The organism is Kitasatospora sp. NPDC023118, assembly GCF_055560875.1.
This window is the reverse complement of record NZ_JBVHHW010000005.1, coordinates 225701-251925: the sequence shown is the minus strand read 5'-3', so window position 1 is coordinate 251925 and position 26225 is coordinate 225701. Positions and strand designations below refer to the sequence as shown.

Annotated in this window: 22 protein-coding genes and 1 tRNA gene; 7 read left to right on the top strand and 16 right to left on the bottom strand. The window is 71.9% G+C overall.

Going from position 1 to position 26225, the window contains the following annotated elements:
- Positions 1 to 144: 144 nt before the first annotated feature.
- The 3 genes from ACZ3UD_RS09235 to ACZ3UD_RS09225 form a co-directional block, all read right to left on the bottom strand.
- Positions 145 to 813 carry a helix-turn-helix transcriptional regulator gene (locus ACZ3UD_RS09235; RefSeq protein WP_465584246.1) on the bottom strand — a complete coding sequence of 223 codons (669 nt, stop codon included), beginning with the start codon at positions 811 to 813 and terminating at the stop codon, positions 145 to 147.
- Positions 814 to 1031: 218 nt separating this feature from the next.
- A tRNA-Thr gene (locus tag ACZ3UD_RS09230) sits at positions 1032 to 1107 on the bottom strand.
- A 121-nt stretch (positions 1108 to 1228) separates the two neighbouring features.
- Positions 1229 to 1648, bottom strand: a complete 420-nt coding sequence (locus tag ACZ3UD_RS09225) for a winged helix-turn-helix transcriptional regulator (protein WP_465584244.1) — start codon at positions 1646 to 1648, stop codon at positions 1229 to 1231.
- Between the two features lie 170 nt (positions 1649 to 1818).
- Between ACZ3UD_RS09225 and ACZ3UD_RS09220 the strand changes: the two genes are divergently transcribed.
- A complete protein-coding gene (locus ACZ3UD_RS09220; RefSeq protein ID WP_465584241.1) occupies positions 1819 to 2415 on the top strand; it encodes a flavodoxin family protein in 597 nt (198 codons plus the stop codon).
- A gap of 19 nt (positions 2416 to 2434) precedes the next feature.
- Here ACZ3UD_RS09220 and ACZ3UD_RS09215 read toward each other — a convergent pair whose 3' ends face one another.
- Positions 2435 to 3712 carry an MFS transporter gene (locus tag ACZ3UD_RS09215; protein WP_465584238.1) on the bottom strand — a complete coding sequence of 426 codons (1278 nt, stop codon included), beginning with the start codon at positions 3710 to 3712 and terminating at the stop codon, positions 2435 to 2437.
- Between the two features lie 519 nt (positions 3713 to 4231).
- Here ACZ3UD_RS09215 and ACZ3UD_RS09210 point away from each other — a divergent pair.
- The 3 genes from ACZ3UD_RS09210 to ACZ3UD_RS09200 are packed head-to-tail and all read left to right on the top strand — an operon-like array spanning position 4232 to position 4815.
- On the top strand, positions 4232 to 4480 hold the full coding sequence (locus ACZ3UD_RS09210; protein ID WP_465584235.1) for a hypothetical protein: 249 nt from the start codon (positions 4232 to 4234) through the stop codon (positions 4478 to 4480).
- Complete coding sequence (locus ACZ3UD_RS09205; protein ID WP_465584232.1) at positions 4477 to 4608, top strand: hypothetical protein; 132 nt, start codon at positions 4477 to 4479, stop codon at positions 4606 to 4608. The genes ACZ3UD_RS09210 and ACZ3UD_RS09205 overlap by 4 nt, the downstream gene beginning before the upstream one ends.
- Positions 4609 to 4659: 51 nt before the next feature.
- The gene (locus ACZ3UD_RS09200) at positions 4660 to 4815 is read left to right on the top strand and encodes a hypothetical protein (protein ID WP_465584230.1); all 156 of its coding nucleotides are present in this window, start codon (positions 4660 to 4662) and stop codon (positions 4813 to 4815) included.
- A 108-nt stretch (positions 4816 to 4923) separates the two neighbouring features.
- Here the strand turns inward: ACZ3UD_RS09200 and ACZ3UD_RS09195 are convergent, their stop codons facing one another.
- The 3 genes from ACZ3UD_RS09195 to ACZ3UD_RS09185 form a co-directional block, all read right to left on the bottom strand.
- Positions 4924 to 6318 carry a S8 family serine peptidase gene (locus ACZ3UD_RS09195; protein ID WP_465584227.1) on the bottom strand — a complete coding sequence of 465 codons (1395 nt, stop codon included), beginning with the start codon at positions 6316 to 6318 and terminating at the stop codon, positions 4924 to 4926.
- Between the two features lie 99 nt (positions 6319 to 6417).
- Positions 6418 to 8043 (bottom strand): WXG100 family type VII secretion target, encoded by a 1626-nt coding sequence (locus ACZ3UD_RS09190; protein WP_465584224.1) that lies wholly within the window; start codon positions 8041 to 8043, stop codon positions 6418 to 6420.
- A 95-nt stretch (positions 8044 to 8138) separates the two neighbouring features.
- Positions 8139 to 8705 (bottom strand): hypothetical protein, encoded by a 567-nt coding sequence (locus tag ACZ3UD_RS09185; RefSeq protein ID WP_465584221.1) that lies wholly within the window; start codon positions 8703 to 8705, stop codon positions 8139 to 8141.
- A 316-nt stretch (positions 8706 to 9021) separates the two neighbouring features.
- Between ACZ3UD_RS09185 and ACZ3UD_RS09180 the strand changes: the two genes are divergently transcribed.
- On the top strand, positions 9022 to 10908 hold the full coding sequence (locus ACZ3UD_RS09180; RefSeq protein ID WP_465584219.1) for an FUSC family protein: 1887 nt from the start codon (positions 9022 to 9024) through the stop codon (positions 10906 to 10908).
- A 1-nt stretch (position 10909) separates the two neighbouring features.
- On the opposite strand, the gene ACZ3UD_RS09175 is transcribed toward ACZ3UD_RS09180, so the two are convergent.
- The 7 genes from ACZ3UD_RS09175 to rsmI all read right to left on the bottom strand — a co-directional run bounded on the left by ACZ3UD_RS09175 (position 10910) and on the right by rsmI (position 19063).
- A complete protein-coding gene (locus tag ACZ3UD_RS09175) occupies positions 10910 to 12724 on the bottom strand; it encodes an ABC-F family ATP-binding cassette domain-containing protein (RefSeq protein WP_465584216.1) in 1815 nt (604 codons plus the stop codon).
- Positions 12725 to 12868: 144 nt separating this feature from the next.
- Positions 12869 to 13789 (bottom strand): 4-(cytidine 5'-diphospho)-2-C-methyl-D-erythritol kinase, encoded by a 921-nt coding sequence (locus tag ACZ3UD_RS09170; protein ID WP_465584213.1) that lies wholly within the window; start codon positions 13787 to 13789, stop codon positions 12869 to 12871.
- A complete protein-coding gene (rsmA, locus tag ACZ3UD_RS09165) occupies positions 13786 to 14685 on the bottom strand; it encodes a 16S rRNA (adenine(1518)-N(6)/adenine(1519)-N(6))-dimethyltransferase RsmA (RefSeq protein ID WP_465584210.1) in 900 nt (299 codons plus the stop codon). The genes ACZ3UD_RS09170 and rsmA overlap by 4 nt, the downstream gene beginning before the upstream one ends.
- 171 nt (positions 14686 to 14856) lie before the next feature.
- Entirely contained in the window at positions 14857 to 15735 is an 879-nt protein-coding gene (locus ACZ3UD_RS09160) for a TatD family hydrolase (protein ID WP_465584207.1), read from the bottom strand.
- Positions 15735 to 17354: a methionine--tRNA ligase gene (metG, locus tag ACZ3UD_RS09155; RefSeq protein ID WP_465584204.1), complete on the bottom strand. Its 1620-nt coding sequence runs from the start codon at positions 17352 to 17354 to the stop codon at positions 15735 to 15737. The genes ACZ3UD_RS09160 and metG overlap by 1 nt, the downstream gene beginning before the upstream one ends.
- Before the next feature lie 178 nt (positions 17355 to 17532).
- Positions 17533 to 17958, bottom strand: coding sequence for a hypothetical protein (locus ACZ3UD_RS09150; protein ID WP_465584202.1), 426 nt, complete (start codon positions 17956 to 17958; stop codon positions 17533 to 17535).
- Positions 17959 to 18193: 235 nt separating this feature from the next.
- Positions 18194 to 19063, bottom strand: a complete 870-nt coding sequence (gene rsmI, locus ACZ3UD_RS09145; protein ID WP_465584199.1) for a 16S rRNA (cytidine(1402)-2'-O)-methyltransferase — start codon at positions 19061 to 19063, stop codon at positions 18194 to 18196.
- Between the two features lie 105 nt (positions 19064 to 19168).
- On the opposite strand from rsmI, the gene ACZ3UD_RS09140 reads away from it, so the two are divergent.
- Both ACZ3UD_RS09140 and ACZ3UD_RS09135 read left to right on the top strand, forming a co-directional pair.
- A complete protein-coding gene (locus ACZ3UD_RS09140; protein ID WP_465584196.1) occupies positions 19169 to 20941 on the top strand; it encodes a dolichyl-phosphate-mannose--protein mannosyltransferase in 1773 nt (590 codons plus the stop codon).
- 205 nt (positions 20942 to 21146) lie between these two features.
- Positions 21147 to 22916, top strand: coding sequence for a penicillin-binding transpeptidase domain-containing protein (locus ACZ3UD_RS09135; protein WP_465584194.1), 1770 nt, complete (start codon positions 21147 to 21149; stop codon positions 22914 to 22916).
- 62 nt (positions 22917 to 22978) lie between these two features.
- Here ACZ3UD_RS09135 and ACZ3UD_RS09130 read toward each other — a convergent pair whose 3' ends face one another.
- Together ACZ3UD_RS09130 and ACZ3UD_RS09125 are read right to left on the bottom strand one after the other, a co-directional pair.
- Positions 22979 to 24403 (bottom strand): glycosyltransferase family 87 protein, encoded by a 1425-nt coding sequence (locus tag ACZ3UD_RS09130; protein ID WP_465584192.1) that lies wholly within the window; start codon positions 24401 to 24403, stop codon positions 22979 to 22981.
- Between the two features lie 128 nt (positions 24404 to 24531).
- On the bottom strand, positions 24532 to 26088 hold the full coding sequence (locus ACZ3UD_RS09125; protein ID WP_465584359.1) for an amino acid permease: 1557 nt from the start codon (positions 26086 to 26088) through the stop codon (positions 24532 to 24534).
- Between the last annotated feature and the right edge of the window lie 137 nt (positions 26089 to 26225).

Below are 26225 nucleotides of genomic sequence, written 5' to 3'. Positions count from 1 at the left end.
ACGGAATGCGTACGACTGCCGTCAATTGTCCCTGCCCGGCGGGGTGCTCCCGACCACCGGGGCGCTCGCTCCCGGGCTTTCTCACCCAGTCCTCAGCCGCTCTCCACAGCCACCGTCCTCAGCCGCCGTCCTCAGCCGCCATCCTCAGCCGCCGGACATCCGCTCCAGCAGGCCGGTGCGCGCGGCCACCGCGGCCGCCTCCAGCCGGGTGCGCGCGCCCAGCTTCATCAGCACCCGCTGGACGTGGGTACGGGCGGTGCTCGCGGCGATCCGCATCCCGGCGGCGATCGCCGCGGTGTCCTCGCCGTCCGCGATCCGGGCCAGCACCTGCACCTCACGGCGGGTCAGCAGTCGCAGCAGCCGGACCGCCTCGTCGTCCGGTTCGGCCACCGGGCGCAGCAGTTGGTCGAAGGCCCCGCGCAGGACGTCCACCGCCACCGCGGCCTCGCCCGCCCGGGCCCGCCCGATCGCCCGCTCGACCACCTCGATCCGCTCGTCGCTGGGCACATACCCGGCCGCGCCGGCCGCGAACGCCCCTGCCACGCCCCGCAGTTCACCGACCGGTCCGAGCACGATCACGGCCACCTCGGGGCGCTCCCGGTGGATCCGGCGCAGTCCGTCGAAGGCGCCCGGCTCTCCTGGCGCGGCCACGCCCAGCAGGCACACCTCCGGCCGCCGTCCGGCCACCAGGTCGGCGGCGACGCCGGCCGGCGCGCCGACCGCGAGCACCCGGTGGCCGCGCAACTGGAGCGCGGTGGCCAGCGCCTCGGCCAGCAGCCGATGGTCGTCGACCACCACGAGTCGAACACCCATGACGCCCTCCCGGTCGGGGTCCGGCTCGCGCCCGCACCCCTCGGGCGGGCGGCCGATGACGCACCATCACAGCGCATTCCGCACCCGACCCGCTAGGCCACCGCGTGTCGGCGGCTCGGCCGGGCCCGGGCCTCGCTGGCGCCGGGCTGGATCAACGGGCTGGATCAATGGGCTCGGGGAACGCGAAAGACCCCCGCCGCGAGGCGAGGGTCTTTCAGTGGAGCCCCCATGCGGAATCGAACCGCAGACCTTCTCCTTACCATGGAGACGCTCTACCGACTGAGCTATAGGGGCTTGCCGGGTTTGTTTTCCCGGGCCGGTCGAACAAGGAAGACATTACACGGCCGTCGACCCGAAAGGGAAATCGACCCCACCCGGGCCCACCTCGGGCTCCGCCCGGCCCGCCTCCGGCCCCTCAGTCCTCGGAGTGCGCCGCATCGAACTCCTCACGGGCCGCGAGCATCCGCCGGGCGCGCCGCTCCGTCCAGCGGCCGAGCGGGGAGACCAGCTCCGCCAGCTCCCGACCGAGCGGCAGCAGGTCGTAGACCACCCGCGGCGGCGTCTCCGGGAAAACCGTCCGGAGCACCAGGCCGTCGCGCTCCAGGGTGCGCAGCGACTGGGTGAGCATCTTGCGGCTGACCCCGCCGATCCCGCGCTGGAGTTCGGAGAAGCGCTGCGGCCCGCAGGCGGCGAGGCTCATCAGGATCAGCAGCGACCACTTGTCGGCCAGCTCGGCGAACATCTCGCGACTGGGGCAGAGCTGGGCGAAGACGTTGAGCTCCAGCGCCTGCCCGTGTGGCTGACTCTGCTCCCGGGCCGTTTCCTCCGTCGTCATACCGACCAGGGTAGCCCGGCGGTCTCCGATCCACCCCTGGTAACCGATAGAGACTTGGTTTATATTGGAGACCGTTCGACGGGCCGGGCGTCCGCAAGCTTCGCCCTGCCCTGGCCCGTCCCCGCCACTTCCCCACCGGCCCACCGCCGTCCCGTACAGGAGCGCCCCGCATGACCGCCATCCGCCCGACCGTCGCGATCGCCTACCACTCCGGCTACGGCCACACCGCCGTGATAGCCGAGGCCGTCGCCCGCGGTGCCGCCACCGCAGGTGCCGAGGTCGTCTCGATCGCCGTCGACACCATCACCGACGAGCAGTGGGCCCAGCTGGACGCCGCCGACGCGATCGTCTTCGGCTCCCCCACCTACATGGGCACCGCCTCCGGCGCCTTCCACGTCTTCGCCGAGGCCACCAGCAAGCGCTGGTTCACCGACGCCTGGAAGGACAAGGTCGCGGCCGGCTTCACCAACTCCGCCTCCAAGAGCGGCGACAAGGCCAGCACCCTCGGCTTCTTCCAGACCCTCGCCGCCCAGCACGGCATGAACTGGGTCAACCTCGGCCTCAAGCCCGGCTGGAACGCCACCACCGCCAGCGAGAACGACCTCAACCGCCTCGGCTTCTTCAGCGGCGCCGCCGCCTCCTCGCCCTCCGACGCCGGCGTCGAGGCCGTCCACAAGGCCGACATCGCGACCGCCGAACACCTCGGCGAGCGCGTCGCCCGGCACACCGCGATCGTGCTGGCCGGCCGGGCCGCCCTGGCCGGCTGACCCCTCCCCGCGCCTGCGCCTACGCCGCCGGGTCCGTCCCCAGGACGGGCGCCCGGCGGCGTCCGCCGTCCACCGCCGCCAACTCCGCTCCCGTGGTCTCCGGCAACAGCCGCAGGCACCCCAGGGCCAGCAGGCCCAGTCCCGCCACGTACCAACCCACCGGCTGCGCCGTCCCGTACGCCGCGGTCAGCCTGGTCGCCGCCAGCGGCGTCGTCGCACCGCCGATCACCCCGCCCAGGTTGTACGTCAGCGCGGCCCCGGTGTACCGCACCCGGGTCGGGAACAGCTCCGGCAGGAACGCCGCCACCGGCCCGAACATGCAGCCCAGCACCACCATCGCCCCCGCCAGCCCGACGAACATCAGCGGCCGCCGCACCGTCTCCAACAGCGGGAACACCACCAGCGACCAGCCCGCGGCGAGCCCCGTCGCCCACTGCAACGTCCGCCGCCGCCCCCACCGGTCACTGCGCGAGGCACTCAGCCACACCATCACGGCCATCCCCGCCGCCCCGACCAGCAGCATCGACAGCACCAGCGTGCTCGCCACCCCGAGGCCGGACGTCGCGTACGCCAGCGCGTACGTCGTGGTCAGGTAGAACAGCGCGTACCCCACGGTGATCGCCCCGCCGCCCGCCAGCACCGGACGCCAGTGCTCGCGCAACACCTCCACCACCGGCGGCCGCTCCCTGCGCTCGTCCGTCCGGAACAGCGGGGACTCCTCGATCCGCAACCGCACGAACAGCCCCACCGCCACCAGCAACGTCGAGGCCAGGAACGGCACCCGCCAGCCCCACTGCCGGAACGACCCCTCGCCCATGCCGAGTTGGAGCGCCAGGAACACCCCGTTGGCCAGCACGAACCCACCCGTCGGCCCCAACTGCAGGAACCCCCCGTACCGCCCCCGCCGCCCGGCCGGCGCGTTCTCCGCGATCAGCAGCGCCGCCCCGCCCCACTCCCCGCCCAACCCGACGCCCTGACACACCCGCAACACCACCAGCAGCACCGGCGACCACCACCCCCACACCGCGAACCCCGGCAACACCCCCACCGCCGCCGTCGCCAACCCCATCAACAGCAGCGACACCACCAGCGTGGTCTTCCGCCCCACCCGGTCCCCGAAGTGCCCGAACACCACCGCCCCCAACGGCCGGGCCAGGAACGCCACCGCATACACCGAGAACGCCGCCAACAGCGCCCCCACCCTGCCCAGTGCGGGAAAGAACACCGGCCCGAACACCAACGCGGCCGCCGTCCCGTACAGAAAGAAGTCGTAGAACTCGATCGCCGTTCCGATCAACGCCGCAGCCGCCGCCCGCCGCAACTGCCCTACCCGCCAAGCACCCTCCGCATCCATACCACCAACCCTCACCACCCCCCAGACACCCCACCAGCCGCCACCCGGGTGACCCCAGCGCACGCCCACAGCCCTCACGCCGGGGCACGTCGGTGGCCTCCACCCCGGTCTTGGGGTGGAGGCCACCGGGTGATCGTGGGACTCAGCGGCGACGGCCGCGAGGCGGCTCCGGCTGTGCGGGCGGTTCCCAGCCTTCGCGAGCCTTCTCGCGGAGCGCTTCAACGCTCGTTGCGGTAGCTCGCGAGCCAGGCACAACCCTCCCGGACCAACCGCCCTCAGTGTCTGCGGACAGTACGTCCAGGGCCTGCGACGGAAGCAGTCCTCGAGCCTTGGCCTCTCGGAGCTTGCCGAACCAGTATGTACTGCCATTCATCGCAATGGCACCAACGGAAAGCCGCCCCTCGCCGGAGCGATGGGCCGGGGTCGGGGTCGGGTTGGCGCGTGGTGGCATGACGCCGTCGCGTGAACCACATCCGACGCCACCCGATGAAGCCCACGGATCCCCGCGTCCGGCACTACACCGAGGCCCAGATCAAGACCCTCATCACCGAAGTCCACGAGCACGGAAGGAAGTTCGGCCTCGCCTGGCCCTTCGCGACCACCGACACGACCCTCGACGGACGCGTCCTCGTCCGCTTCAACACCGCTCCGATCACGACCCTGTTCAACCTCCTCCTCGACGCCGAGCGAGGTGACCCGTGCGAGCCGTGACCGAGCGCACCACCGTCCACTACCTCACCGCCGAGTCCGCCCCCGACGCGGCTCTCCAACTCCGGCTCGCCGTCGACTTCGGCACCCACGCCCCCCGGCGACCACCTCGCCTTCCCCCTCACCCGTAGCCAGGCGGAAGAGCTCCTCTTCTTCCTCTCCGCCCACTTCGGGGCCCACCGGTGAGACTCGATACCGCCAACTTCCTGATCGGCACCGCGTTCGCGATCCTCATCGCCCTCGCCACCGTCGCCCTCGGCGTCCTCACGGCCCTCAGGACGCCACCCCGCGAAGACCAGACCGCCGACCACGCGGCCACGAACCCGCCCGAGGCCTAACCGTCGGCCCACGCCGCACGCTGAACCGCTTCGCCTCAGCCGAAGAGGTTCAGGCACTGCCCGACGGCCAGGGGCACACCTGCGGCAGGGCAGCCAACCGACTTCCGGCTACCGCGCGTAGGGGTTGTCGTCCGGCGACACCCGAGGCTCGTGCGCCGGCGGAGGAGGCGGAAGCACCAACCCCGGCTGCTGCTGTGGCACCGGCGACACACGAGCCTCAGGCTGCACAGCCGGCTTCCGCCGCCGTACTACGGCGAACACCACCCCGGCCACCAGCACCAACCCGGCCACCACGGCGCCCACGATCGGCAGCGCGCTGCCACCCGACCCGGACGACGCATCAGCCTTCGGCTGCGAACTCGGCGCACCCACCGCCACCTCGGTCGGGCTCACGACGGGAGTCGGCGCCGACGACGTAGGGGCCGCCGAACTCGCAGACGCGGACGGGCTCGGCGACGGGGAAGGATCCGCCGCCGGAACCGGAGACACATCCGCCGGGCCAGGATCCCCCGGATCCGTCAAAGCAACCCGGGGCCGCACGGCGCCGTAACCGCTAACGTTGTTGCGCACGGAACCGTCATGCGGCTTGCCCGCCGTATTGATGAGAACCCGCAATACCTGATTCGCAGTCCAGTCCTTGTGCACTGACCAAACCAGTGCTGCCGAGGCAGACACCAGTGCGGCAGCATCAGACGTGCCATGGCTCTTGCAGTACTCGGTATCAGCCGTACAAGCAGCGACGATATCCATTCCAGGCGCTACAAGGACCACCTGTGGACCTTGCTCGGATTCTGCGGTCACTACAACATCGTGATCAACAGCTCCAACGCCAACCACATTGGGCAGGCCGCCCGGGTAAGAGACCGGGTTCCCGGACTGCGCTTCATTCCCGACGCTGGCCACAACCAGGGCTCCCTTGGTCCGCGCCCCCGCAAGGATGCCGTTCAGCTTTCTCACATCCTCCGATGAGAAGAGCGCCGCATCCATACCCTGTGAGATATTGATGACCTTTGCTCCCTGGTCAACCGCATAGTTGACCGCCTGTCCGATCTGGTCGAGAAAGTCAGACGGGAGAGCCGCCGATACGGAACCGTTATTGATCTTGAGTGGAAGAATCTTGGCCCCCGGTGCCAGGCCATAAGCACCTGTCCCTCCGACACTCTTACCAGTTCCGGCAATCAGGCTCGCCATCTCTGTACCGTGCCCGTCGGCGTAGGACCCCACGCCCCCGGAGCCACCGCTGAAGTCCTTGCCCGGCAGAAATTGCCCCGCCAGATCAGGATGGTCCAGCTTGAATCCACCGTCGATGATCGCAACCGTGATCCCCTGGCCCTTGGAGACCTTCCACATCTCCGACGCATGCATGGCGTCCAGATGCCATTGCTTCTCACGAATCGATCCATCCGCGGCCGCCGGCCCTGCAATCGGGCCGACTACGACTCCCGCCGCCAGAAGCGCCGCAGCAGCAGCCCGCCAACGCACTCGTGCGTTCGTCCGCCCCATCACAACTCCTCGTCGATCTCTCGCTGGCCGGGAAAACCTGCCCCGAACAGGTCTGCCCGGCCGCCGGGCGAGCCCAGTGGCCGGGCAGTCGTTGCCGCCCTACTCAACCACGTCCGGATTGCTGTGCGGCGTACCGCTGGTCCAGGTCTCCTCGTCCTCGTGCAAGTAGTCGGCACGCTTGCGGCGGTCGCGCTCGTTCCGCCCACCGTGGCCCCCCGTACCCGGGGCCATCATGCCGTTCTGCCCGGACCGGCCGCCGCCTTCGGCCGCTTCCGCTGCGGCCGCACGGTTGCGCAGACCCGTACCGCCCGGTGTGAACTCCCCACCGACGGCCGGGCCCTTGCGGCCGCCGACCGTACCGCCGGGGGTCGAGGTGAGGCCCCGGCCGCGCGAGCCGCCACCCCCGCCGACGACACCGTGGCCGCCGCCCATTCCGGGGTGCATGCCCATTCCTCCACCCATGGGCGATCCGGCCCGGCCACCGCCGACCGGTCCGGCCTCACGGCCGAAGACCGTTCCGCTGGGCAGGCCCGGGGTGCCGGACTTGCCGGGAACCTGGCCACCGCCGAAGGGGACCGTGCGGGCGGGAATCGAGCCGCCACCCTTGCCCGGGATGTAACCGCCACCAGTGCCCTTGGCCGGGATCGAGCCACCGCCGGTCCCGATCGGGAAGCCGGTGATCGGCCCACCACCCGGCAGGCCCGGCGTACCGCCAGGGCCGCCACCGGGACCGCCCGGGTAGATGGGAGTGCCACCCGGGCCGTCCGGCAGCAGGGGACCAGTGCCGGGGCCAGTCGGCCCGGTCTGACCAGGCAGGGTCGGCAGGCTGTCGAGGCCAGTGCCCGGGCGGTTGACCGGGTCCGACGGGTAGGACGGCGGGTTCGAGGAGCCCGGGTCCTGCGGCGCGGGCGGCAGTTGTCCGCCGCCGTGCGGCGGAGTGGAGCCGGTGTGGCCCGGGTTGGCCGGGTCCTGCCAGCTCGTTCCCGGGTCTCGGGGCCTCACCGAACCGCCACCGTAGTTGCCTACGGACGAACTGCGGCTTTCGCTAACGCTGCCGCCACCTGCGCGAGGAGCGCGCGGGGAACCACCGTAGTTGCCGCCGCTTCCCCCGTCTCGGGCGATCGCTGTGGAGTCGTTCTGGTTCGACGGTGCGGGCGTCCCCGGCAACACCACGTCGCCGAGCCCGTTCAGCGTCGTCGTAGCCGCCGCATACGCCTGCCCCAGCTTCTCCATCTGGTGGATGGCTTCCTGGTGCGCCTGGTAAACCCGCTGCGACGCGGCCTGGAACTCGGCTCCGGAGACCCAGCCTTCGGGTCCGGGCCTACGCTTCTTCATGATCGCGTCGAGGTTCGCGGGGGTCGGACCCTCCGGCGTGAGGTTGGCCGACGTGTAGGCCTCCTTGTCGGGCGCACCCTGGCGCCCGTACCTACTGACCGCATCTACGTCAGTCGTCGGCACCTCCGGCACGGCAGCCTTTGCAGTGCTGAGTGCTTCACCGGCCTGGTGCATGGCGTCGCCCGCGCCCGAGGAGTAGGCGCCCAGCTTCTCGGCGGACTGTTGCAGGTTCCCGGCCCACGTCTTGAAGTTCTCCGCAGCCTGACCTTCCCAAGTGACCTGGCTGAGGTGGGACTTAAGCGCAGCGCTCAGCTCGTTCAGCACACGGCCGGCCGCCTGCAGCTTGGTGCCGCGACTCAGGACCAAGTCGGGCTTGGTGTCGTCGACCATGCCCTTGAGTACGGCGTGGTCCATGCGTTCGAATTGTGATTCGTCTGCCATTACTTACTCCCCCGTTCCCCGTGGTTCCTCTCCACCGACCGCCATCACAGGTCGTTCTTGCCCGCGGGTCCGTTCGTCCCCGCCACACCCGCGCTCTTCGCGACCGAGTTCTGAGCAGCAGTCGCGTTGTCCTCGTTGGTCCTGTAGTTGCCCGCCGTGCCCGTCACCGCCTTCTTCATCGCATCGATCTGCGACACGAAATCCTTGTGCAGCTTGACGAGCTGGGTGTGGACCTTTTCATAGGTGCTGGACAGGGTCACCGCTTCCAGGAACTGACCGGCGGAACCCCCACTGACGAAGCTCCCCTGGGTCAGATTCTGCGCCTCAAGCTTGTACGGCGCCGCCTCTGAGCCCTCCATCGCCTGGAGCAGGGCATCAACCTTCTTCGCGAACGCCGTGAGCGTGTCGATCTCGACCTGGACGTTCTGCCCGCCGAAGGCGGTCACCAGGTCTTGAGCGCTCGAATACGTCTGCGACTCGCTGATGGTGGGGCCGTACATCTTCGGATTGGCGGGCAATACGTAGGTATCGCCTGCCGCCGACGGGCTGGCGCCCGCAGGGTTCGTCCCTCCGGGACTCGTAGCCGTGCCTGGCGTATCCGGATCTGCCACAGCAGTCCACCTCTCCCCCGTACGGCCGGGCACCCCGGGCAACCCCGTGCGCTCCGCCGCAACACACCGTCAACTTCTCGGCCTTGCCGTCCTGGTCGGTTCAACCGCCCACCCCGTGGGCGGTTTCCGCCTCCGTTATCGTAGCCACCACCTCTGTCGGCCCGGCAGGGCCCTTGGCCGCCCGTGCACGATCGGTACGAACTTGACACGTACAGCCGGCCACCGGGCCCCTGGGTAGACTGACCCGGTAACGCCCATCTGCCGCGCAATGTCGCACAGCAGCGACCCGTAGGCCGCAGAACGGACGTGACCCCGTATGCCTCCGAGCAAGCCGACGCCCTGGTGGGCCCGCGCCGTGCGACCGGCCCGGCCGCCGCTGCCGTGGGCGCTGATGGCCCGGGCCGCCGTCGGCATGGCGGTACCGCTGACGGTCGGCCTCCTGGCCCACCGCCTGGACCTCGGCGTGTTCGCCGGGCTGGGCGCGATGCACGCGACGATGAACGACCGTGCGGAGCCGGCGAACCAGCGCGCCACCCGCATCGCCACCGCCGTGCTCGCCTCCGCTCTCGGCATGCTGATCGGCACGGCCTTGCAGCACGCCCACGTGAGCGCCACCGTCCTCGGCGGCGCGCTGACGCTCACCGCCTTCGCCTCCGGGGCGTTGAGCGCGACCGGCCCGCGGGGTTCGGCGGCCGGGATGCTGTTGCTGGTGTCGGCCGCCTTGGGCAGTGGGATGCCGCTGCCGCATCCGTGGTGGGCGGCGGCGACGATGATGCTGGCGGGCGCGGCCCTGGTGGTCCTGCTGGGTCTACCGGTGAGGGCCGATCACCGGTCCGGCTCCGATCCCCGTAACCGCGCGCTCGCCGCCGTCTACGAGGCGCTCGGCCGCACCCTCGCCGATCTGGGCACTCCGCAGGGCGCCGCCTCGCGCCAGGTGCTGACCGCTCGCCTCAACCAACTACAGGATCTGCTCCCGAACTCGAGTCGGAAACAGGTCGGCCGCGAAGCCCTGCACCGCATGTACGAGGCCGCCCTCGCCGCCACCGAGGCCGCGACCGGCCTGCTGTGGGCCTGGCGTCCGGTCCCGGCGGAGGTCGCCGAGGTCCCGAACCACCTGGCGCGGGCCGTACGGCGGGGCGGCGGCGAGGTCGCGGTGCCGGACTGGGGGCCGGACACCCCGGCGCGGCAGGCGCTGGACGTGGCGCTGCGCGCCGCGGCCGACACCGTCGCCGGCCGCACGACGCGGATCGGCACCGCCCCCGCGTCGCCGCCCGACCCGTGGCGGCTGCGCGCTCGGCTGTTGTCCCGTCCCTCCGTCCGGTACGGGCTGCGCGTCGCGCTGTGCATCGCCGTCGGCGCGGCGGTGACCGCCAACTACCCGCTCAGCAAGAGCTACTGGGTGCCGATGACGATCGCCTTCGTGCTGAAGCCGGACCTGGGTTCGGTGTTCCTGCGCGCGGTGAGCCGTGCGATCGGCACGGTGCTGGGCGTGGTGGTCACGGCGGCGCTGCTGTCGCTGACCACCGAGAAGTGGGCACTGACCGCGATGGCCGCGCTGTGCGTCGCGCTGCTGCCGTACGCCACCGCCGCGCACTACGGGCTGAACACGGTGGTGATGACCCCGATGGCGCTGGTCCTGCTGCAACTCGGCGGCCGGAGCGGCGTGGCGGAGTTCTGGCCGCGGGTGCTGGACACCGTGCTCGCCAGCGCGGTCGTGCTGCTCTTCGGCTACCTGTTGTGGCCCGAGCGCCCGCGCCACCGCATCGAGCCCCGGCTGGTGGCCGCGACCACGGCCCTGCGCGCCTACCTCGACGCCACCACCCAGGACAGCCGGTCCCAGGTCTGGCTGCGCCGCACCGCCTACCGTTCGCTGGCGGACGCCCGTCAGGAGGTGCGGCAGGGCCTGGCCGAACCGCCGCCCACGGGCCGGCTGGCCGAGCAGTGGCTGCCGGCCACCGCCGCGTTGGAGCGGCTGGGCGGCGCGGTGGCGGCCTTCGCCGCGCAGATCCGGTACGGCGGCCGGGTGCCCGATCCCGCGGAGACCGAGCGGGTCCGCCGGGCGTTGGACGAACTGACCGCCGCCGCCCGGGAGCACCGCCCGCCGACGCGGCCGGCGGTGCGTCCGACGGCGCCGCACGACCCCGCGCTCAGCGCGCTGGGCCGTGCGGCGGACGAGCTCGAAATCCTGCTCAAGAAGCAGTAGTTCAGACCTGCTCGGCCAGCTCCAGCCAGCTCATCTCCAGCTCCTCCTTCTCCTCCCGGACGGCGCGCAGCTGCCCGTCCAGCTCCGCGACCTTGGAGAAGTCGGCGGCGTGCTCGGCGAGTTGGGCGTGCAGCTTGGACTCCTTCTCGTCCAGCTTGGCGATCTGCCGCTCCAGCTTCTGCATCTCCTTCTTCGCCGCCCGCAGGTCCCCGCCGGACAGCCCGGCAGCGGCGGCGGCCTCAACGGCCGGAGCAGCGGGAGCGGCAGCCGCCGCAAGAGCCGCCATCCGGGCCCGCCGCTCCAGGTACTCGTCGACGCCCCCCGGCAGCATCCGCATCTTCTTGTCGCCGAGCAGCGAGTACACGACGTCCGTGGTGCGCTCGATGAAGAAGCGGTCGTGACTGATGACGATCATCGAGCCGGGCCAGCCGTCGAGCAGGTCCTCCAGCTGGTTGAGCGTCTCGATGTCCAGGTCGTTGGTCGGCTCGTCCAGGAACAGCACGTTGGGCTCGTCCATCAGCAGCCGCAGCAGCTGCAGCCGCCGCCGCTCGCCGCCGGAGAGGTCGCCGACCGGCGTCCACTGCTTGTCCTTGCCGAAGCCGAACTGCTCGCACAGCTGCCCGGCGCTCATCTCCCGGCCCTTGCCGAGGTCGACCCGGGAGCGGATCTGCTCGACGGCCTGCAGCACCCGGGTCTCCGGCTCCAGTTCGGCGACCTCCTGGGAGAGGTAGGCCAGTCGCACGGTCTTGCCGACCTTGACCACCCCGGAGGTCGGCTGCACGTCGCCCTCGGAGGCGTACGCGTCTCGCATGGCGCGCAGCAGCGAGGTCTTGCCGGCGCCGTTGACGCCGAGCAGGCCGATCCGGTCGCCGGGGCCGAGCTGCCAGGTGAGGTTCTCCAGCAGCAGCTTGGGGCCGGCCGTCACGGTGACGTTCTCCAGGTCGAAGACCGTCTTCCCGAGCCGCGCGTTGGCGAACTTCATCAGCTCGCTCTTGTCCCGCGGCTCCGGCACGTCCGCGATCAGGGCGTTGGCCGCCTCGATCCGGTAGCGCGGCTTGGAGGTGCGGGCGGGTGCGCCGCGGCGCAGCCAGGCGAGCTCCTTGCGGGCCAGGTTCTGGCGCTTCTGCTCCTCGACGGCCTCGATCCGGGAGCGCTCGGCGCGGGCGAAGACGTAGTCGGAGTAGCCGCCCTCGTACTCGTGCACGTCGCCGTGCTGGACGTCCCACATCCGGGTGCAGACCTGGTCGAGGAACCAGCGGTCGTGGGTGACGCAGACCAGCGCGGAGCGGCGCTTCTGCAGGTGCTGGGCGAGCCAGTTGATGCCCTCGACGTCGAGGTGGTTGGTGGGCTCGTCCAGGATGATCAGCTCGGGCGAGCCGAGCAGCAGCTTGGCGAGGGCGATCCGGCGGCGCTCGCCGCCGGAGAGCGGGCCGATGACGGTGTCCAGGCCGTCGGCGAAGCCGGGCAGGTCGAGGCCGCCGAAGAGGCCCTCGATGATGTCGCGGATGCGGGCGTCGCCGAGCCACTCGTGGTCGGCGCGGTCGGCGATGACCTCGTGCCGGATGGTGGCCTTCGGGTCGAGCGAGTCGTGCTGGGTGAGGACGGCCGGTTCGAGGCCGCCGTTCCAGGTGATCCGGCCGCCGTCGGGCTCCTCCAGCTTGGCGAGCATCCGGATCAGGGTGGTCTTGCCATCGCCGTTGCGGCCGACGACGCCGATCCGGTCGCCCTCGCTCACGCCCAGGCTCACCGCGTCCAGCAGGGTGCGGGTGCCGTAGACCTTCGTGACGGACTCGATGGTGGCGAGGTTGACGGCCACGTGTGCTGCGCTCCTGGGTTCGGCGGTCGCGGGGCGGCCCGCCGTCAGCGGCGGGGGCGCTCCTCTCGGGGACTCCCCGATCACCCCAGCCTAACGGGCTGGCCGACACCCCACGGACGGGCCGAGGCCGCGGCGACCACGGCGTTACGGCGCCACCGAGGCCCCCGGCACCGGCCCGTACGTGGCGTGCGCGGTCCGGCAGGTGCCGGAGGCCCGCAGCGCCTCGGCGACGGCGGTGGCCGCGTCCGCGTCCTTGGCCAGGAAGGCGCAGGTCGGCCCGGAGCCGGAGACCAGGGCGCCGAGCGCGCCGGCCTCGGTGCCGGCCCGCAGGGTGGCGGCCAGCGCGGGGCGCAGCGAGAGCGCGGCGGGCTGGAGGTCGTTGGCGAGCGCGGCGGCCAGGGCGACGGCGTCGCCTTCGGCGAGGGCGGTGAGCAGGGCCGGGTCGGCGTCGGGGGTGGGGACGTCGGTGTCGCTGGAGCCGGTGCCGGCCTCCTCGCGCAGCCGGTCGCACTCGCGGAAGACGGCGGGGGTGGACAGGCCGCCCTCGGCGACCGCGAAGACCCAGTGGAAGGTGCCGGAGACGGCGAGCGGTTCCAGGAGCTCGCCCCGGCCGCGGCCCAGCGCGACACCGCCGACCAGGGCGAAGGGCACGTCGGAGCCCAGTTCGGCGGCCAGTTCCAGCAGCGTCTCGACGGGGGTGTCCAGCTTCCACAGCGCGTCGCAGGCGACCAGCGCGGCGGCGCAGTCGGCGCTCCCGCCGGCCATGCCGCCGGCGACCGGGATGGCCTTGGCGATGTGCAGGTGCACTCCGGGGTCGGCGATCCCGTGGTGGGCGGCGAGCAGCCGGGCGGCGCGGGCGGCGAGGTTGCTGTCGTCCAGCGGGACGGCCTCGGCGTCCGGCCCGGAGCAGGACAGCGTGACGCCCTCGGAGGACTCGGTGGCGGTGACCTCGTCGCCGAGCGCGACCGCGAAGAAGACGTTGGCCAGGTCGTGGAAGCCGTCGGCGCGCAGTCCGCCGACCCCGAGCTGGACGTTGACCTTGGCCGGCACCCGTACGGTGATCACACGCTGTCCTCAGCAGACTCGGCAGACTCGGCAGGCTTGTGCTCGGCGATCGCGGCGAACTGTTCCACCGTCAGCATCTCGCCGCGCAGCTTGTGGTCGATCCCGGCGGCCGCGAGCGCCTGCTCGGCCCCGGCGGCGGAGCCGGCCCAGCCGGCCAGCGCGGCGCGCAGGGTCTTGCGCCGCTGGGCGAACGCGGCGTCGACCACCGCGAACACCTCCTCGCGGCTGGCGCTGGTCTTGGGCGGCTCGCGGCGGATCAGCGAGACGAGGCCGGAGTCGACGTTGGGGGCGGGCCAGAACACGTTGCGCCCGATGGCGCCGGCCCGCTTCACGTCGGCGTACCAGTTGGCCTTGACCGACGGGACGCCGTACACCTTGTTGCCGGGCTTGGCGGCGAGCCGGTCGGCGACCTCGCTCTGCACCATCACCAGGGTCCGCTCGATGCTGGGGAAGGTCGCCAGCATGTGCAGCAGGACGGGCACGGCCACGTTGTACGGCAGGTTGGCGACCAGCGCGGTGGGCGCCGGCCCGGGCAGCTCGGTGACCTCCATGGCGTCGCTGAACACCAGGTCGAAGGAGTCCACCCGACCGGGCATCCGGGCGGCGACGGTGTCCGGCAGGTGCTGCGCGAGCACCGGGTCGATCTCGACCGCCGTGACGTGCCGCGCGACCTCCAGCAGCGCCAGCGTCAGCGATCCGAGCCCCGGCCCGACCTCCACCACCGCGTCCTGCTCCGTCACGTCAGCGGCCCGGACGATCCGCCGCACGGTGTTGCCGTCGATGACGAAGTTCTGCCCGCGCTGCTTGGTCGGCTTCACGCCGAACGCGGCCGCCAGCTCCCGGATGTCGGCGGCGCCCAGCAGGTGGCTGTCAGGGGTGGGGTCGGTGGTGCTCACGCGCCAAGGATACGGGCGCGGGAGGGGCTCAGAGTTCGAGGACCTCGGCGAGGCCGATCTCCACGGGGTACGGCACCGAGGTCCGGAGCACCCCTTCGTGCTGGGCGACGGGCAGGCAGACGCCCTTCTCCTCGAACCGTTTCCTCGGACCCAGAGTTCCGTTCGCTCGGCTCAGTACCCGAAGGCCCGCGCGGTGTTCTCCGCGATCGCCGCCGACAGCTCGTCCTCGTGCAGCCCCAGGGTGGCGGCCATCGACCGCACCGTGACCGGGATGAGGTACGGAGCGTTCGGCCGCCCCCGGTACGGGTGCGGGGTGAGGAAGGGGGCGTCGGTCTCGACCAGGATCCGGTCCAGCGGGGTGGCGAGCAGGGCGTCGCGCAGCGGCTGGTTGGCCTTGAAGGTGACGGGGCCGGCGAAGGAGAGGTACCAGCCGTGCTCGGCGCAGACCTTGGCCATCTCGGCGTCGCCGGAGTAGCAGTGGAAGATCGTCCGTTCGGGGGCGCCCTCGGCCAGCAGGACGGCGATGACGTCCTCGTGGGCGTCCCGGTCGTGGATGACCAGGGCCTTGCCGTGCCGCTTGGCCATCTCGATGTGGCGGCGGAACGACTCCTTCTGGATCTCCACGCCCTCCGGCCCGGTGCGGAAGTAGTCCAGCCCGGTCTCGCCCACGGCGAGCACCTGCGGCAGCGCCGCGAGGGCGTCTATCTCGGCGAGCGCCTCGTCCAGCGCCGCCTGGCCGCCCGCGGGGCGCTGCTGCCCGGACCAGCCGTCCGGGTCGCCGAGGAAGATCCGCGGCGCCTCGTTGGGGTGCAGGGCGACGGCCGCGTGCACCTGCCCGTACTGGGCCGCCAGCTCGGCGGCCCAGCGCGAGCCGGGCACGTCGCAGCCCACCTGGACCACCGTGGTGACCCCGACCGAGGCGGCCCGGGCCAGTCCCTCGGCCGGGGTGCCGGCCTGCATGTCGAGGTGGGTGTGCGAGTCGGCCACCGCCACGGCCAGGGGTTCCGGCAGCGGCGGCGGGGTCGACCGGTCGTCGTCCTTGGCGGCCATCAGGAGGCCGGCTTCTCTTCCAGGCGCGGGAACAGGATCTCGCCCTTGGTGACGGTGGCACCGGCGGGCAGCCGGCCCCAGTCACCGGCGGTGGCGACGGTCTGCGCGGCGAGCGCGCCGAGGCCCTCGGCGGCGCCCAGCGAGTCCCACAGCTTCTCGGCGGTGGACGGCATCACCGGGTTGAGCAGGACGGCGGTGCCGCGCAGCGCCTCGGCGGCGGTGTAGAGGATGGTGGCCAGGCGGGCCTGCCCCTCCTCCGACTCGTCCTTGGCGACCTTCCAGGGCTCCTGCTCGGTGAGGTAGCCGTTGACCTGCTTGACGAACTCGAAGATCGCCGCGAGGCCGCCGGCGAAGTCCAGCTCCTCGCCGATCTTCTGGTCGGCCGTCTCGACGGCCGTGCGGAGCCCGTCCGCGATCGCCTGCTCGGCGTCACCGTGCGCGGCCGAGGCCGGCAGCGCCCCGCCGAAGTACTTGCCGACCATCGCGGCGACCCGGGAGGCCAGGTTGCCGAAGTCGTTGGCCAGCTCGGAGGTGTACCGGGCGGTGAAGTCCTCCCAGGAGAACGAGCCGTCGGTGCCGAACGGGATCGCCCGCAGGAAGTAGTAGCGGTACGCGTCCACGCCGAAGTGCGACGTGAGGTCGGTGGGCGCGATGCCGGTCAGGTTGGACTTGGACATCTTCTCGCCGCCGACCATCAGCCAGCCGTTGGCGACGACCCGCTTGGGCAGCGGCAGCCCGGCGGCCATCAGCATGGCGGGCCAGATGACCGCGTGGAAGCGGAGGATGTCCTTGCCGACCAGGTGGACGGAGGCGGGCCACAGCTCGGCGAAGCGCTCCGGGTCGCTGCCGTAACCGGCCGCGGTGATGTAGTTCTGCAGCGCGTCCACCCACACGTAGAGGACGTGCTTCTCGTCCCAGGGCAGCGGCACGCCCCAGTTGAAGGTGGAGCGGGAGATGGAGAGGTCCTGCAGGCCCTGCTCGACGAAGCGCAGCACCTCGTTGCGGGCGGACTCGGGAGCGATGAAGCCGGGGTTCTCGGCGTAGAACTCCAGCAGCTTCTCGCCGTACGCGGAGAGGCGGAAGAAGTAGTTCTCCTCCTCCAGCCACTCGACCGGCTTCTTGTGGATCGGGCAGAGCTTCTCGCCCTCGGTGGCACCGTCCAGCAGCTCGTTGGGGAGCTTGTACTCCTCGCAGCCGACGCAGTACGGGCCGGAGTAGCCGCCCTTGTAGATCTCGCCCTTGTCGTGCAGGTCCTGGACGAACTCCTGCACCCGGGCGGTGTGCCGCTCCTGGGTGGTGCGGATGAAGTCGTCGTTGGCGATCTCCAGGTGCTCCCAGAGCGGCTTCCAGGCCTCCTCGACCAGCTTGTCGCACCACTCCTGCGGGCTGACGCCGTTGGCCTCGGCGGTCCGCATGATCTTCTGACCGTGCTCGTCGGTACCGGTCAGGTACCACACCTTCTCGCCGCGCTGGCGGTGCCAGCGGGTGAGGACGTCGCCCGCCACCGTGGTGTACGCGTGGCCCAGGTGGGGTCGGTCGTTGACGTAGTAGATCGGGGTGGAGACGTAGTACGCCGGGGCGCTCGTCCCGGTGGTGCTGTGTTCTGCAGTGGCCGCCATGGTCGGAAAGCTTAGTCGGGCCCGAACGCCCGCCTCGACCGCATTACCCGCGCACCCGCCCGACCACCCCGCGCACCCGACCGGACCGCCCGACCACCCCGCGCACCCGGAGGGGCCGCCCGCCGCACTGCTCGCGGCGGGCGGCCCCGGTCGCGCTCCCCGTGCCCGCGGTCAGGCCCTAGCCCAGCAGCCGCGACCAGAACCGGGCCCAGCGTCCGCGCGGCTTCTCGGGCCCGGACACCGGGGGCGCCCCGGCCGGCTCGGCGTGCGCCGGGTAGCCGGGAGCGTGCTGCCAGGGCTGGTCTGCGACGGCCACCCGGCCCTCGCGCATGATCCGGACGGTGTGTCCACCGCATCCCGGGCAGGTCGGCTTGAGCAGCGGGGACGGTACCCGGACACCGTTGGCGTGGTACTCGAACACGGTGTGGCCGTCCTTGGCGACGTGGTGCTCGATGTCGTACGCCTGCTCCCAGCCGTACCCGCAGCGCAGGCAGACGAAGGAGTAGGCCTCCCGTACGGTCTCGACGGGAGTGTGCGGCCGCCCGGCCAGGCCGGGTGCGCTCAGTGCGTTGCCGCCAAGGGGGCTACCGACGATCTCGCTCATAGCCAACTCCCAGCGCCCGCCGGGCGCTCGCCCGGCTGGGTCTTTCCATTCCAGGAAATGCCCGGACCGCCCCGGCCGACGCCCTTCTTGTGAAGACTTGGATGCGGGTTGGGAAGTCCTATACGAAGGGCCTCCCGAAGCCTGCGAACCACGACCGAAACTTCAGCTCAGCGGGCGTTTACCGGGGCCTTCCCTCCAAGGTACGACTCCCCGCCCGCCACGCAACCCCCGGAATTCACCCCTTTTTCAGTGCCTCTTCCGAGGCCTCCTTCTTCGCCGCGACCACCGCGTCGAAGACGTCCCGCTTGGGCACGGAGAGTTCGACCGCGACCGCCGCGATGGCCTCCTTGCGCCGCTCCCCGGCCTCCTCCCGGACGGCCACCAGCCGGGCCAGCTCGGCCGGGGTCAGCTCCTGCGGCGCGGCCGGCGGGGCGCCCGCGACCACGACCGTGATCTCGCCCTTGACGCCCTCGGCCGCCCAGGCCGCCAGCTCGCCGATCGGCCCGCGCCTGACCTCCTCGTAGGTCTTGGTGAGCTCGCGGCACACGGCGGCCGGCCGCTCGGGCCCGAACGCCTCGGCCATCGCGGCCAGCGCCTCGGCGATCCGGTGCGGCGCCTCGAAGAAGACCATGGTGCGCGGCTCGGCGGCGACCGAGGCCAGCTGCCGGGCCCGGTCGCCGGTCTTGCGCGGCAGGAAGCCCTCGAAGGTGAAGCGGTCGACCGGCAGGCCGGACAGCGCGAGCGCGGTGAGCACGGCGGACGGCCCGGGCACCGCGGTGACCTTCACGTCGGCCTCGACGGCCGCCGCGACCAGCCGGTAGCCGGGGTCGGAGACGGAGGGCATCCCGGCGTCGGTGACCAGCAGCACCCGGGCGCCGTCGAGCAGCGCCTCGACCAGCTCGGGGGTGCGGGCGACCTCGTTGCCCTCGAAGTAGGAGACGACCCGCCCGGCCGGGGTCACCCCGAGCGCCTGGGTGAGCCGGCGCAGCCGCCGGGTGTCCTCGGCCGCGATGACGTCGGCCGTGGCCAGCTCGGTGAGCAGTCGGGGCGGGGCGTCCGAGACGTCGCCGATGGGGGTGCCTGCGAGAACGAGTACTCCTGTCACGGGTCCCATCCTTCCAGCTCCGGGCGGCCGGGGCGTTTGGTGACGATTCGGGCAGCTTCCGAGGGACCGGTCACCCGTACGAGGAGCGCCCCTACGATGTGGCGGATGAACGGCGACACGGCGGCGCAGACGCCCACTGGTACGGACCACTCCGCGCAGGGCGGTGTCGGCCTGCTGTCCCCGCCCCAGTCACCCCTGAGCTGGCGGGAGCGCCTGGCCCGCCACGGCTACCGCACCCGCCCGACCGCGACGCTCACCGAGCGCCTGGTCCCGCCGATGCCGGACGGCCCCGGGGTGACCGGCCGCGACGTGCCGCAGTCGCCGCTGCTGCTGCGGCTGGGGATCTCGCTGCCGCAGGGCCTCTGGTACTTCCTGTGCCGCTGGTCCGGCTGGCTGGGCCCGATCGCCGTGGCGGTGTTCGCCGGGCTGCTGCGGTTCACCAACCTCGGCCAGCCGCACGCGATCATCTTCGATGAGACGTACTACGCCAAGGACGCCTACGCGCTCTGGCACGGCGGCTACGAGATCAGCTGGCCGGAGGACGCCAACACGACGATCATGACGCCGGGCGCGGCCGTCCCGTACCGCCCGACGCCCTCGTACGTGGTGCACCCGCCGGTCGGCAAGTGGATCATCGGTGCGGGCGAGCAGCTGTTCGGCATGAACCCCTTCGGCTGGCGGTTCGCGGTGGCCCTGCTCGGCACCCTGTCGGTGCTGATGCTGGCCCGGATCGCCCGCCGGATGTTCCGCTCGACCCTGCTGGGCTGCGTGGCCGGCCTGCTGCTCTCGGTGGACGGCCTGCACCTGGTGCTCAGCCGGGCGGCGCTGCTCGACCTGGTGGTGATGTTCTGGATCGTCGCCGCCTTCGGCTTCCTGCTGCTGGACCGCGACCGCACCCGGGCCCGGCTGGCGGCCCGCCTCGGCGGGGTGGCGAACCCGCAGCTGGCCCAGCGGCTCAACCTGGGCTGGCGCCCGTACCGGATCGCGGCCGGCGTCTGCGTCGGCCTGACCTGCGCCACCAAGTGGAGCGGCCTGTACGTGGCGGCGGCCTTCGGCGTGATGACCGTGCTGTGGGACGTCGGCGCCCGCCGGCTGGCCGGCGCCCCGCGCCCGTACCTGGCGGTGCTCGCCCGGGACGTGGTGCCGGCCTTCGTGTCGATCGTCGTGGTCTCGCTGGCCGTCTACATCGCCTCCTGGTGGGGCTGGTTCGCCAGCAGCACCGCGCCCGGCCAGGGCGGCTGGGGCCGGGACTGGGCGGTCGGCCGCTCCACCGACTATCCGTGGATACCCGAGGGCCTGCGCGCCCTGTGGCACTACCACTCGACGGTCTACGAGTTCCACACCCACCTGAGCGACCCGCACACCTACCAGTCCAACCCGTGGTCCTGGCTGGTGCTGGGCCGCCCGGTCTCCTTCTACTACGAGTCCCCGAAGTTCGGCCAGAACGGCTGCACCGCCGCCGACTGCGCCCGCGAGGTGCTGGGCATCGGCACCCCGCTGCTGTGGTGGACGGCCGTGGTGGCGCTGGTCTACTGCCTGTGGCGCTGGGCGTTCCGGCGGGACTGGCGGGCCGGCGCGCTGCTGTGCGGCCTGGCGGCCGGCTACCTGCCGTGGTTCCTCTACCAGCAGCGGACGATCTTCCTCTTCTACGCGGTGGTCTTCGTCCCGTTCCTGGTGCTCGCGGTGACGATGCTGGTCGGCGCCCTGATCGGGCCGGCCGGCTCCTCCCGGGACCGCCGGATCATCGGCTCGACGACGGCCGGCCTGCTGGTGCTGCTGATCGTCTGGAACTTCCTCTACTTCTTCCCGCTGTTCACCGGGCAGACCATCCCGTTGGACGACTGGCGTGCACGGATGTGGTTCAACAGCTGGATCTGAGCCCGCGGCCTGATCCGGGACGGCCGGACGCGTCCACACGACACCCCCGAATCGTCCGTACGCGGTGCACGACACGTACCAGATCCGTCACAAGTCCCGGGCGTTTCGTCGGCGTACCGATCCGCCCTGCCTAGGGTGGGGAGGTACCGCGTTTCCGGCCCCGGCCGGTTGCGCCCGGCCGCGAGACCCCTGGGGGAACTGCACCATGCGCAGTGGCGCGAAGATCGGCATCATCACCGGCGTGTCCATCGTCGTCCTCGCGGGCGGCGGCTACGGCGCGTACAGCCTGATGGGCGGCTCGGACTCCGGGTCCTCCGATGCCAAGAAGCCCCGTACGGTGGTGGCCGACCCCCCCTCGGCCGATCAGGCGGCAAGCGGTGCGAAGGACTTCCTGGCCGCCTGGGCGTCCGGCGACATCGCCAAGGCGGCCTCGCTGACGGACGACCCGGCCGCGGCCACCACGGCGCTGACGGCCTTCAAGGACCAGGTGAAGCCGAGCGCGCTGACCCTGACCCCGGCCGGTCCGGCCACTGCGCAGGCCTTCGCCTCGGCCACCGGCACCCCCACCCCGGCCAAGCCCACCGGCGCGGCCTCGGCGACCCCGTCCGCGACCGGCACCCCCGGCGCCACCGACTCGCCGTCCGCCACCGCCACCCCCGGGCCCACCGGCGTGCTGATGGGCTTCAAGGCCCGCGCCGAGTTCGAGGGCACCAGCCGGGTGTGGGACTACAACGGCTTCCTCGGCGTCGTGAAGATGAGCGACAACACCCCGGCCGTGCACTGGGCGCCCTCGGTGATCCACCCGCACCTGTCCGGCAACGAGACGATCGCCACCCAGCAGGTCTTCTCCCCGCCGTCCACCGTGGTGGACCGCAACGGCAAGCCGCTGCAGGGCGCCTCGCTCACCCCGGCGCTGATGAGCACCCTGCAGGACAACGCCCGCAAGCTGCTGCCGCCGGACCCGAACAAGGACCAGGACGCGGGCAGCGCGGTGGTGATCACCGACCCGTCCGGCAAGACCGCCGCCGACAAGCTGTTCACCATCGTCGAGCCGAAGCCCGGCAAGCCGTTCAAGGTGACCATCGACAACACCATCCAGGCCGCCGCCGAGAAGGCGATGACCGACCTGGGCGGCAAGAACGGCTCCATCGTCGCGATCGAACCGAGCACCGGCCAGGTGCTGGCCTTCGCCAACGCCCCGGCCACCGGCCAGAACCGGGCCTTCGCCGGCCTGCTCGCGCCCGGCTCGACGATGAAGATCGTCACCTCGACGGCCCTACTGGAGGCCGGGGTCAACCCGGACACCGTGGTCGCCTGCCCGGAGAAGAGCAGCAACCCGGTGGCGATCCCGAACGACTTCCCGGGCGCCTTCCCGAACAACACCCTCCAGCAGGACTTCATGGTGTCCTGCAACACGGCCTTCATCAACCAGGGCCTGACCAGCCTCAAGCCCGAGACGCTCTCCAGCACGGCCAAGGACGTGTACGGCATCGGCCTGGAGTGGAAGACCGGACTGCCGAACGCCGACGGCAAGATCCCGCCGACCCCGGGCAGCAAGGACGAGCAGGCCATGAACTACATCGGCCAGGGCAAGGTCCAGATGAACCCGCTGGCGATCGCCTCGATCACGGCGACCGTCCAGAGCGGCGCGTTCAAGCAGCCCATCCTGGTCGCCGGCCTGCCGCAGCAGCAGGCGGCCCGCCAGATCTCGCCGGACGTCGCCGCCAAGCTGCGCGCGATGATGAACGCCACCGCCGTCGGCGGCACGGCCAAGGACGTGATGGCCGGGATCACCGACAACGCGGGCGCCAAGACCGGCTCCGCCGAGGTCCAGGGCGCCTCCACCACCAACAGCTGGTTCACCGCCTTCCGCGGCAACCTCGCGGTCGCCGCCGAGGTCCAGGGCGGCGGCCACGGCGTCGACGCGGCCGGCCCGGCGGTCGCCTCGCTGCTCAAGGCGGCGGGCAGCCACTGATCCCACCAGCGTTCGCAGGCCCCCGTCCGCGGCCGGACGGGGGCCTGCGGTCTGTCCGACGCTCAGCGTCGCGGCAGCGCGGGCTCCGGCGGATCCGGCAGCGGGCGGGGCGGGACCGAGCGGCGGCTGCTCCAGCGCCGGGCCGCCAGCCGGGGCCAGATCACCAGGACGGCCGGCAGCGCCAGGTACCCGAACCGCCCGGCCGGGGCGAGCGCGAAGGCGATCGCGAGCCCTGCGGCCAGCAGGTCGGCGGCGGCGATCGCGGAGACCGGCGGCCGGGCCAGCAGCCAGATCGCCACCCCGACCAGGGCGACCGTCATCAGCGCCAGCGAGATGGAGTGCCCGGTCGGCCCGAAGCCGGCCAGCACCTTGCCGGGCAGCGGGCTGCCGGCCGGGGTGCGGATCGCGGTCATCCCGAGCGGGAAGCGCACCACCTGGTCGCGCAGCTGGTCCGGCTGGGCCAGGACGGACGGCAGGATCACCGCCGCGCTCACCCCGGCCCCGATCAGCGCGGTGCGGGCGGCGGGCCGGCGCCCGTACAACCGCCAGAGCAGCAGCACGGCCACCGGCAGGGCCGGCCAGGCGGTCCATTTGAGGCTGCAGGCGAGGGCCAGCACCAGCCCGGCGCCGACCGTGCGGTCGCGCTCGGCGAGGGCCATGGCCAGGCAGCAGACCCCGATCAGCGGCAGGTCGACCCCGCCGACGGCCAGGGCGAGCGCTATCAGCGGCGAGGCGGTGAGGACGGCCAGCGGCAGCAGCGGCACGCGCGGGTCGCCGCCGGAGGGTCGGGAGGGCCGCAGCAGCCGCCAGACCGCCAGCAGGCAGACGACGAAGGTGAGGGCGAACCAGATCCGGGCGTCCCCGGCGACCCGGGCGAAGGCAGTGGAGTTGCCGAGCAGCTGGCGCGGCAGCCCGAACAGGGCCATCGCCGGCAGGTACGGGTTGTAGTCGGTGACGATCACCGGGTGCGGCAGGTACGCGTCGCCGGTGGTGAGCAGGAGGTGGGCCGAGCGTTCGACCACCATGACCTCGGACTGGTGGCGGCCGGTCAGGGCGAGCAGTCCGAGCGGTGCGAACACGGCGCCGGCGAGGGCGATCGCGGCGGCCGTCCGGGGGGCGTAGCGGCGCGGCAGCGTGAGGCAGAGCAGCCCGGCCAGGAGGTAGGCGGGGGCCGCGACGAGGCCCCACAGCCGCTGGTTGGGCAGGTCGGAGACGAGCGGGAAGGCGGCGGCCCAGCCGGCCGAGATCAGACAGCCGAGCAGCTGGACGGAGCGCAGCGAGGCGAGCCGGGCGGGATTCCACCGATCGAGCGTGGGCGGAAAGGTGCTCTCGCCACGCTGTCGGGGGAACGGCCGGGCGGAGAAGCCTCTGGGGGGCCGTCCGGGTCTGGACGGCCCTTCGGCGCTGACGGTCTGGGCCGGCGTTCTGGCGCGGCCGGTGAAGCGGCCGCGCGGGCGGGAGAAGCCGGGCGTGCGGGTGCTCACCATGGTGGAAGGTTATGGGTGCCAGCCGGGCCCTGTCGCCATGGCGTCCGGCACTGGTCGGGGCGCTACGCGCGTAGGGCCGCCGGGTGTCGTACCGAGCGGCGGCCCTTCACGATTGGATAACGGCTCGGTCAGCCGGTCGGGCTGTCGGCCGGAAGGGGCTGCCGCTCGGTCCGCTCCAGCTTGGAGTGCTTGATGCTGTAGCCGAAGTAGACCGCCACGGCGACGGCGAGGGCGATCGCGCCGGCCCGGAAGGTGTCGGCGTGCAGGCCGGTGATCAGGTAGACGCAGAAGCCGACGCTGAGCAGCGGGACGACCGGGTAGCCGGGCACCTTGAAGCCGCGCGGCAGGTCGGGCTGGGTGCGGCGCAGGACGATCACGCCGATGGAGACCACCGAGAAGGCGATGAGGGTCCCGAGGCTGGTGATGTCGGCCAGGACGTCCAGCGGGACGAAGGCCGCCAGCGCGCCCACGCCGACGCCGACCGCGAGGGTGTTCCAGACCGGGGTGCCGGTGCGCGGGGAGAGCTCGGCGAAGCGCTTGGGCAGCATGCCGTCGCGGCCCATCGAGTACAGGATGCGGGTCTGGCCGTAGATCACCACGAGGGTGACGCTGAAGATCGAGATGATCGCGCCGACCGCGAAGATCATCGCGGGCCAGCCCTGGCCGGTGATGTCCTGCATGATCTGGGCGAGCCCGGCCTCTTGGCCGTCGAACTTGGTCCACGGCTGGGCACCGATGCCGGCGAGGGCGACCAGGATGTAGATCAGGGTCACCACGACCAGCGAGATGATGATCGCCAGCGGCATGGTGCGGCGCGGGTTCTTGACCTCCTCACCGGCGGTGGACACCGCGTCCAGGCCGATGAAGGAGAAGAAGATGCTGGACGCGGCGACCTGCACGCCGCCGATGCCGAGCGGCATGAACGGGGTCAGGTTGCCGGAGTGGAAGCCGGTCAGCGCGACGCCGACGAACAGCACCAGGATGAGGATCTTGATTCCGACCATGGCCGCGTTGACCTTCGCGGACTCGCTGACGCCGCGGACCAGCAGGAAGCAGACCATCGCGACCAGCAGCAGCGCCGGCAGGTTGAACCAGTGCCCGCCGCCGGGGGCGCCGGAGAGCTGCTCGGGGATCTTGAACCCGAAGGCCAGGTCGAGGAACTTGTTCAGATACTCGGCCCAGCTCACCGCGATCGCGGAGGCGGAGACGCCGTATTCCATCAGCAGGCAGATGCCGACGCCGAAGGCGACGCCCTCGCCGAGGGTGGCGTAGGCGTAGGAGTACGAGGAGCCGGAGACCGGGATCGCGGAGGCCATCTCGGCGTAGCAGAGCGCGGTGAGTCCGGCGGTGACCGCGGCGATCACGAAGGACAGGATGACGGCCGGCCCGGCCGCCGGGACCGCGCTGCTGAGCACGAAGAAGATGCCGGTGCCGATGGTGGCGCCGATGCCGATCGCGGACAGCTGCCAGAGTCCGATGGAGCGGCGCAGGTGGATGCCGGAGCGTCCGCCCTCCTCGGGTGCGCCGGCCGGAAGGCCGTGGCCCTCGCTCTCCGCGATCAGGGTCGAGACGGGCTTGCGTCGCAGCAGACGCGCACCAAGGGTGTTGCTGGCCAAAACTGCGGTCCTTCTAGGCGGGGGAGGGTGTCCTAGTGGCCGGTCACCCGGGGCACCAAGGGGTGCCATCAGGGACCAACCGAACAAACATGGGACAGTACCCCCCGAATGCACCAGTGTCGCAAACGAACAGTCTTGATCGGCGCATTGTACGAACCGGCGCACCACAGATAACAAACCGGACACTTCGCACACGGCGGACTCAC

Bases quoted from the DNA above. Each gene is read 5' to 3' on its own strand.
- ACZ3UD_RS09190 (WP_465584224.1), bottom strand. From the start codon at position 8,043: ATGGTCGACGACACCAAGCCCGACTTGGTCCTGAGTCGCGGCACCAAG.
- ACZ3UD_RS09235 (WP_465584246.1), bottom strand. From the start codon at position 813: ATGGGTGTTCGACTCGTGGTGGTCGACGACCATCGGCTGCTGGCCGAG.
- ACZ3UD_RS09160 (WP_465584207.1), bottom strand. From the start codon at position 15,735: ATGGCCGCCAAGGACGACGACCGGTCGACCCCGCCGCCGCTGCCGGAA.
- ACZ3UD_RS09180 (WP_465584219.1), top strand. From the start codon at position 9,022: ATGCCTCCGAGCAAGCCGACGCCCTGGTGGGCCCGCGCCGTGCGACCG.
- ACZ3UD_RS09195 (WP_465584227.1), bottom strand. From the start codon at position 6,318: ATGGGGCGGACGAACGCACGAGTGCGTTGGCGGGCTGCTGCTGCGGCG.
- metG (WP_465584204.1), bottom strand. From the start codon at position 17,354: ATGGCGGCCACTGCAGAACACAGCACCACCGGGACGAGCGCCCCGGCG.
- ACZ3UD_RS09125 (WP_465584359.1), bottom strand. From the start codon at position 26,088: ATGGCACCCCTTGGTGCCCCGGGTGACCGGCCACTAGGACACCCTCCC.
- ACZ3UD_RS09130 (WP_465584192.1), bottom strand. From the start codon at position 24,403: ATGGTGAGCACCCGCACGCCCGGCTTCTCCCGCCCGCGCGGCCGCTTC.
- ACZ3UD_RS09150 (WP_465584202.1), bottom strand. From the start codon at position 17,958: ATGAGCGAGATCGTCGGTAGCCCCCTTGGCGGCAACGCACTGAGCGCA.
- ACZ3UD_RS09140 (WP_465584196.1), top strand. From the start codon at position 19,169: ATGAACGGCGACACGGCGGCGCAGACGCCCACTGGTACGGACCACTCC.
- ACZ3UD_RS09225 (WP_465584244.1), bottom strand. From the start codon at position 1,648: ATGACGACGGAGGAAACGGCCCGGGAGCAGAGTCAGCCACACGGGCAG.
- ACZ3UD_RS09220 (WP_465584241.1), top strand. From the start codon at position 1,819: ATGACCGCCATCCGCCCGACCGTCGCGATCGCCTACCACTCCGGCTAC.
- ACZ3UD_RS09135 (WP_465584194.1), top strand. From the start codon at position 21,147: ATGCGCAGTGGCGCGAAGATCGGCATCATCACCGGCGTGTCCATCGTC.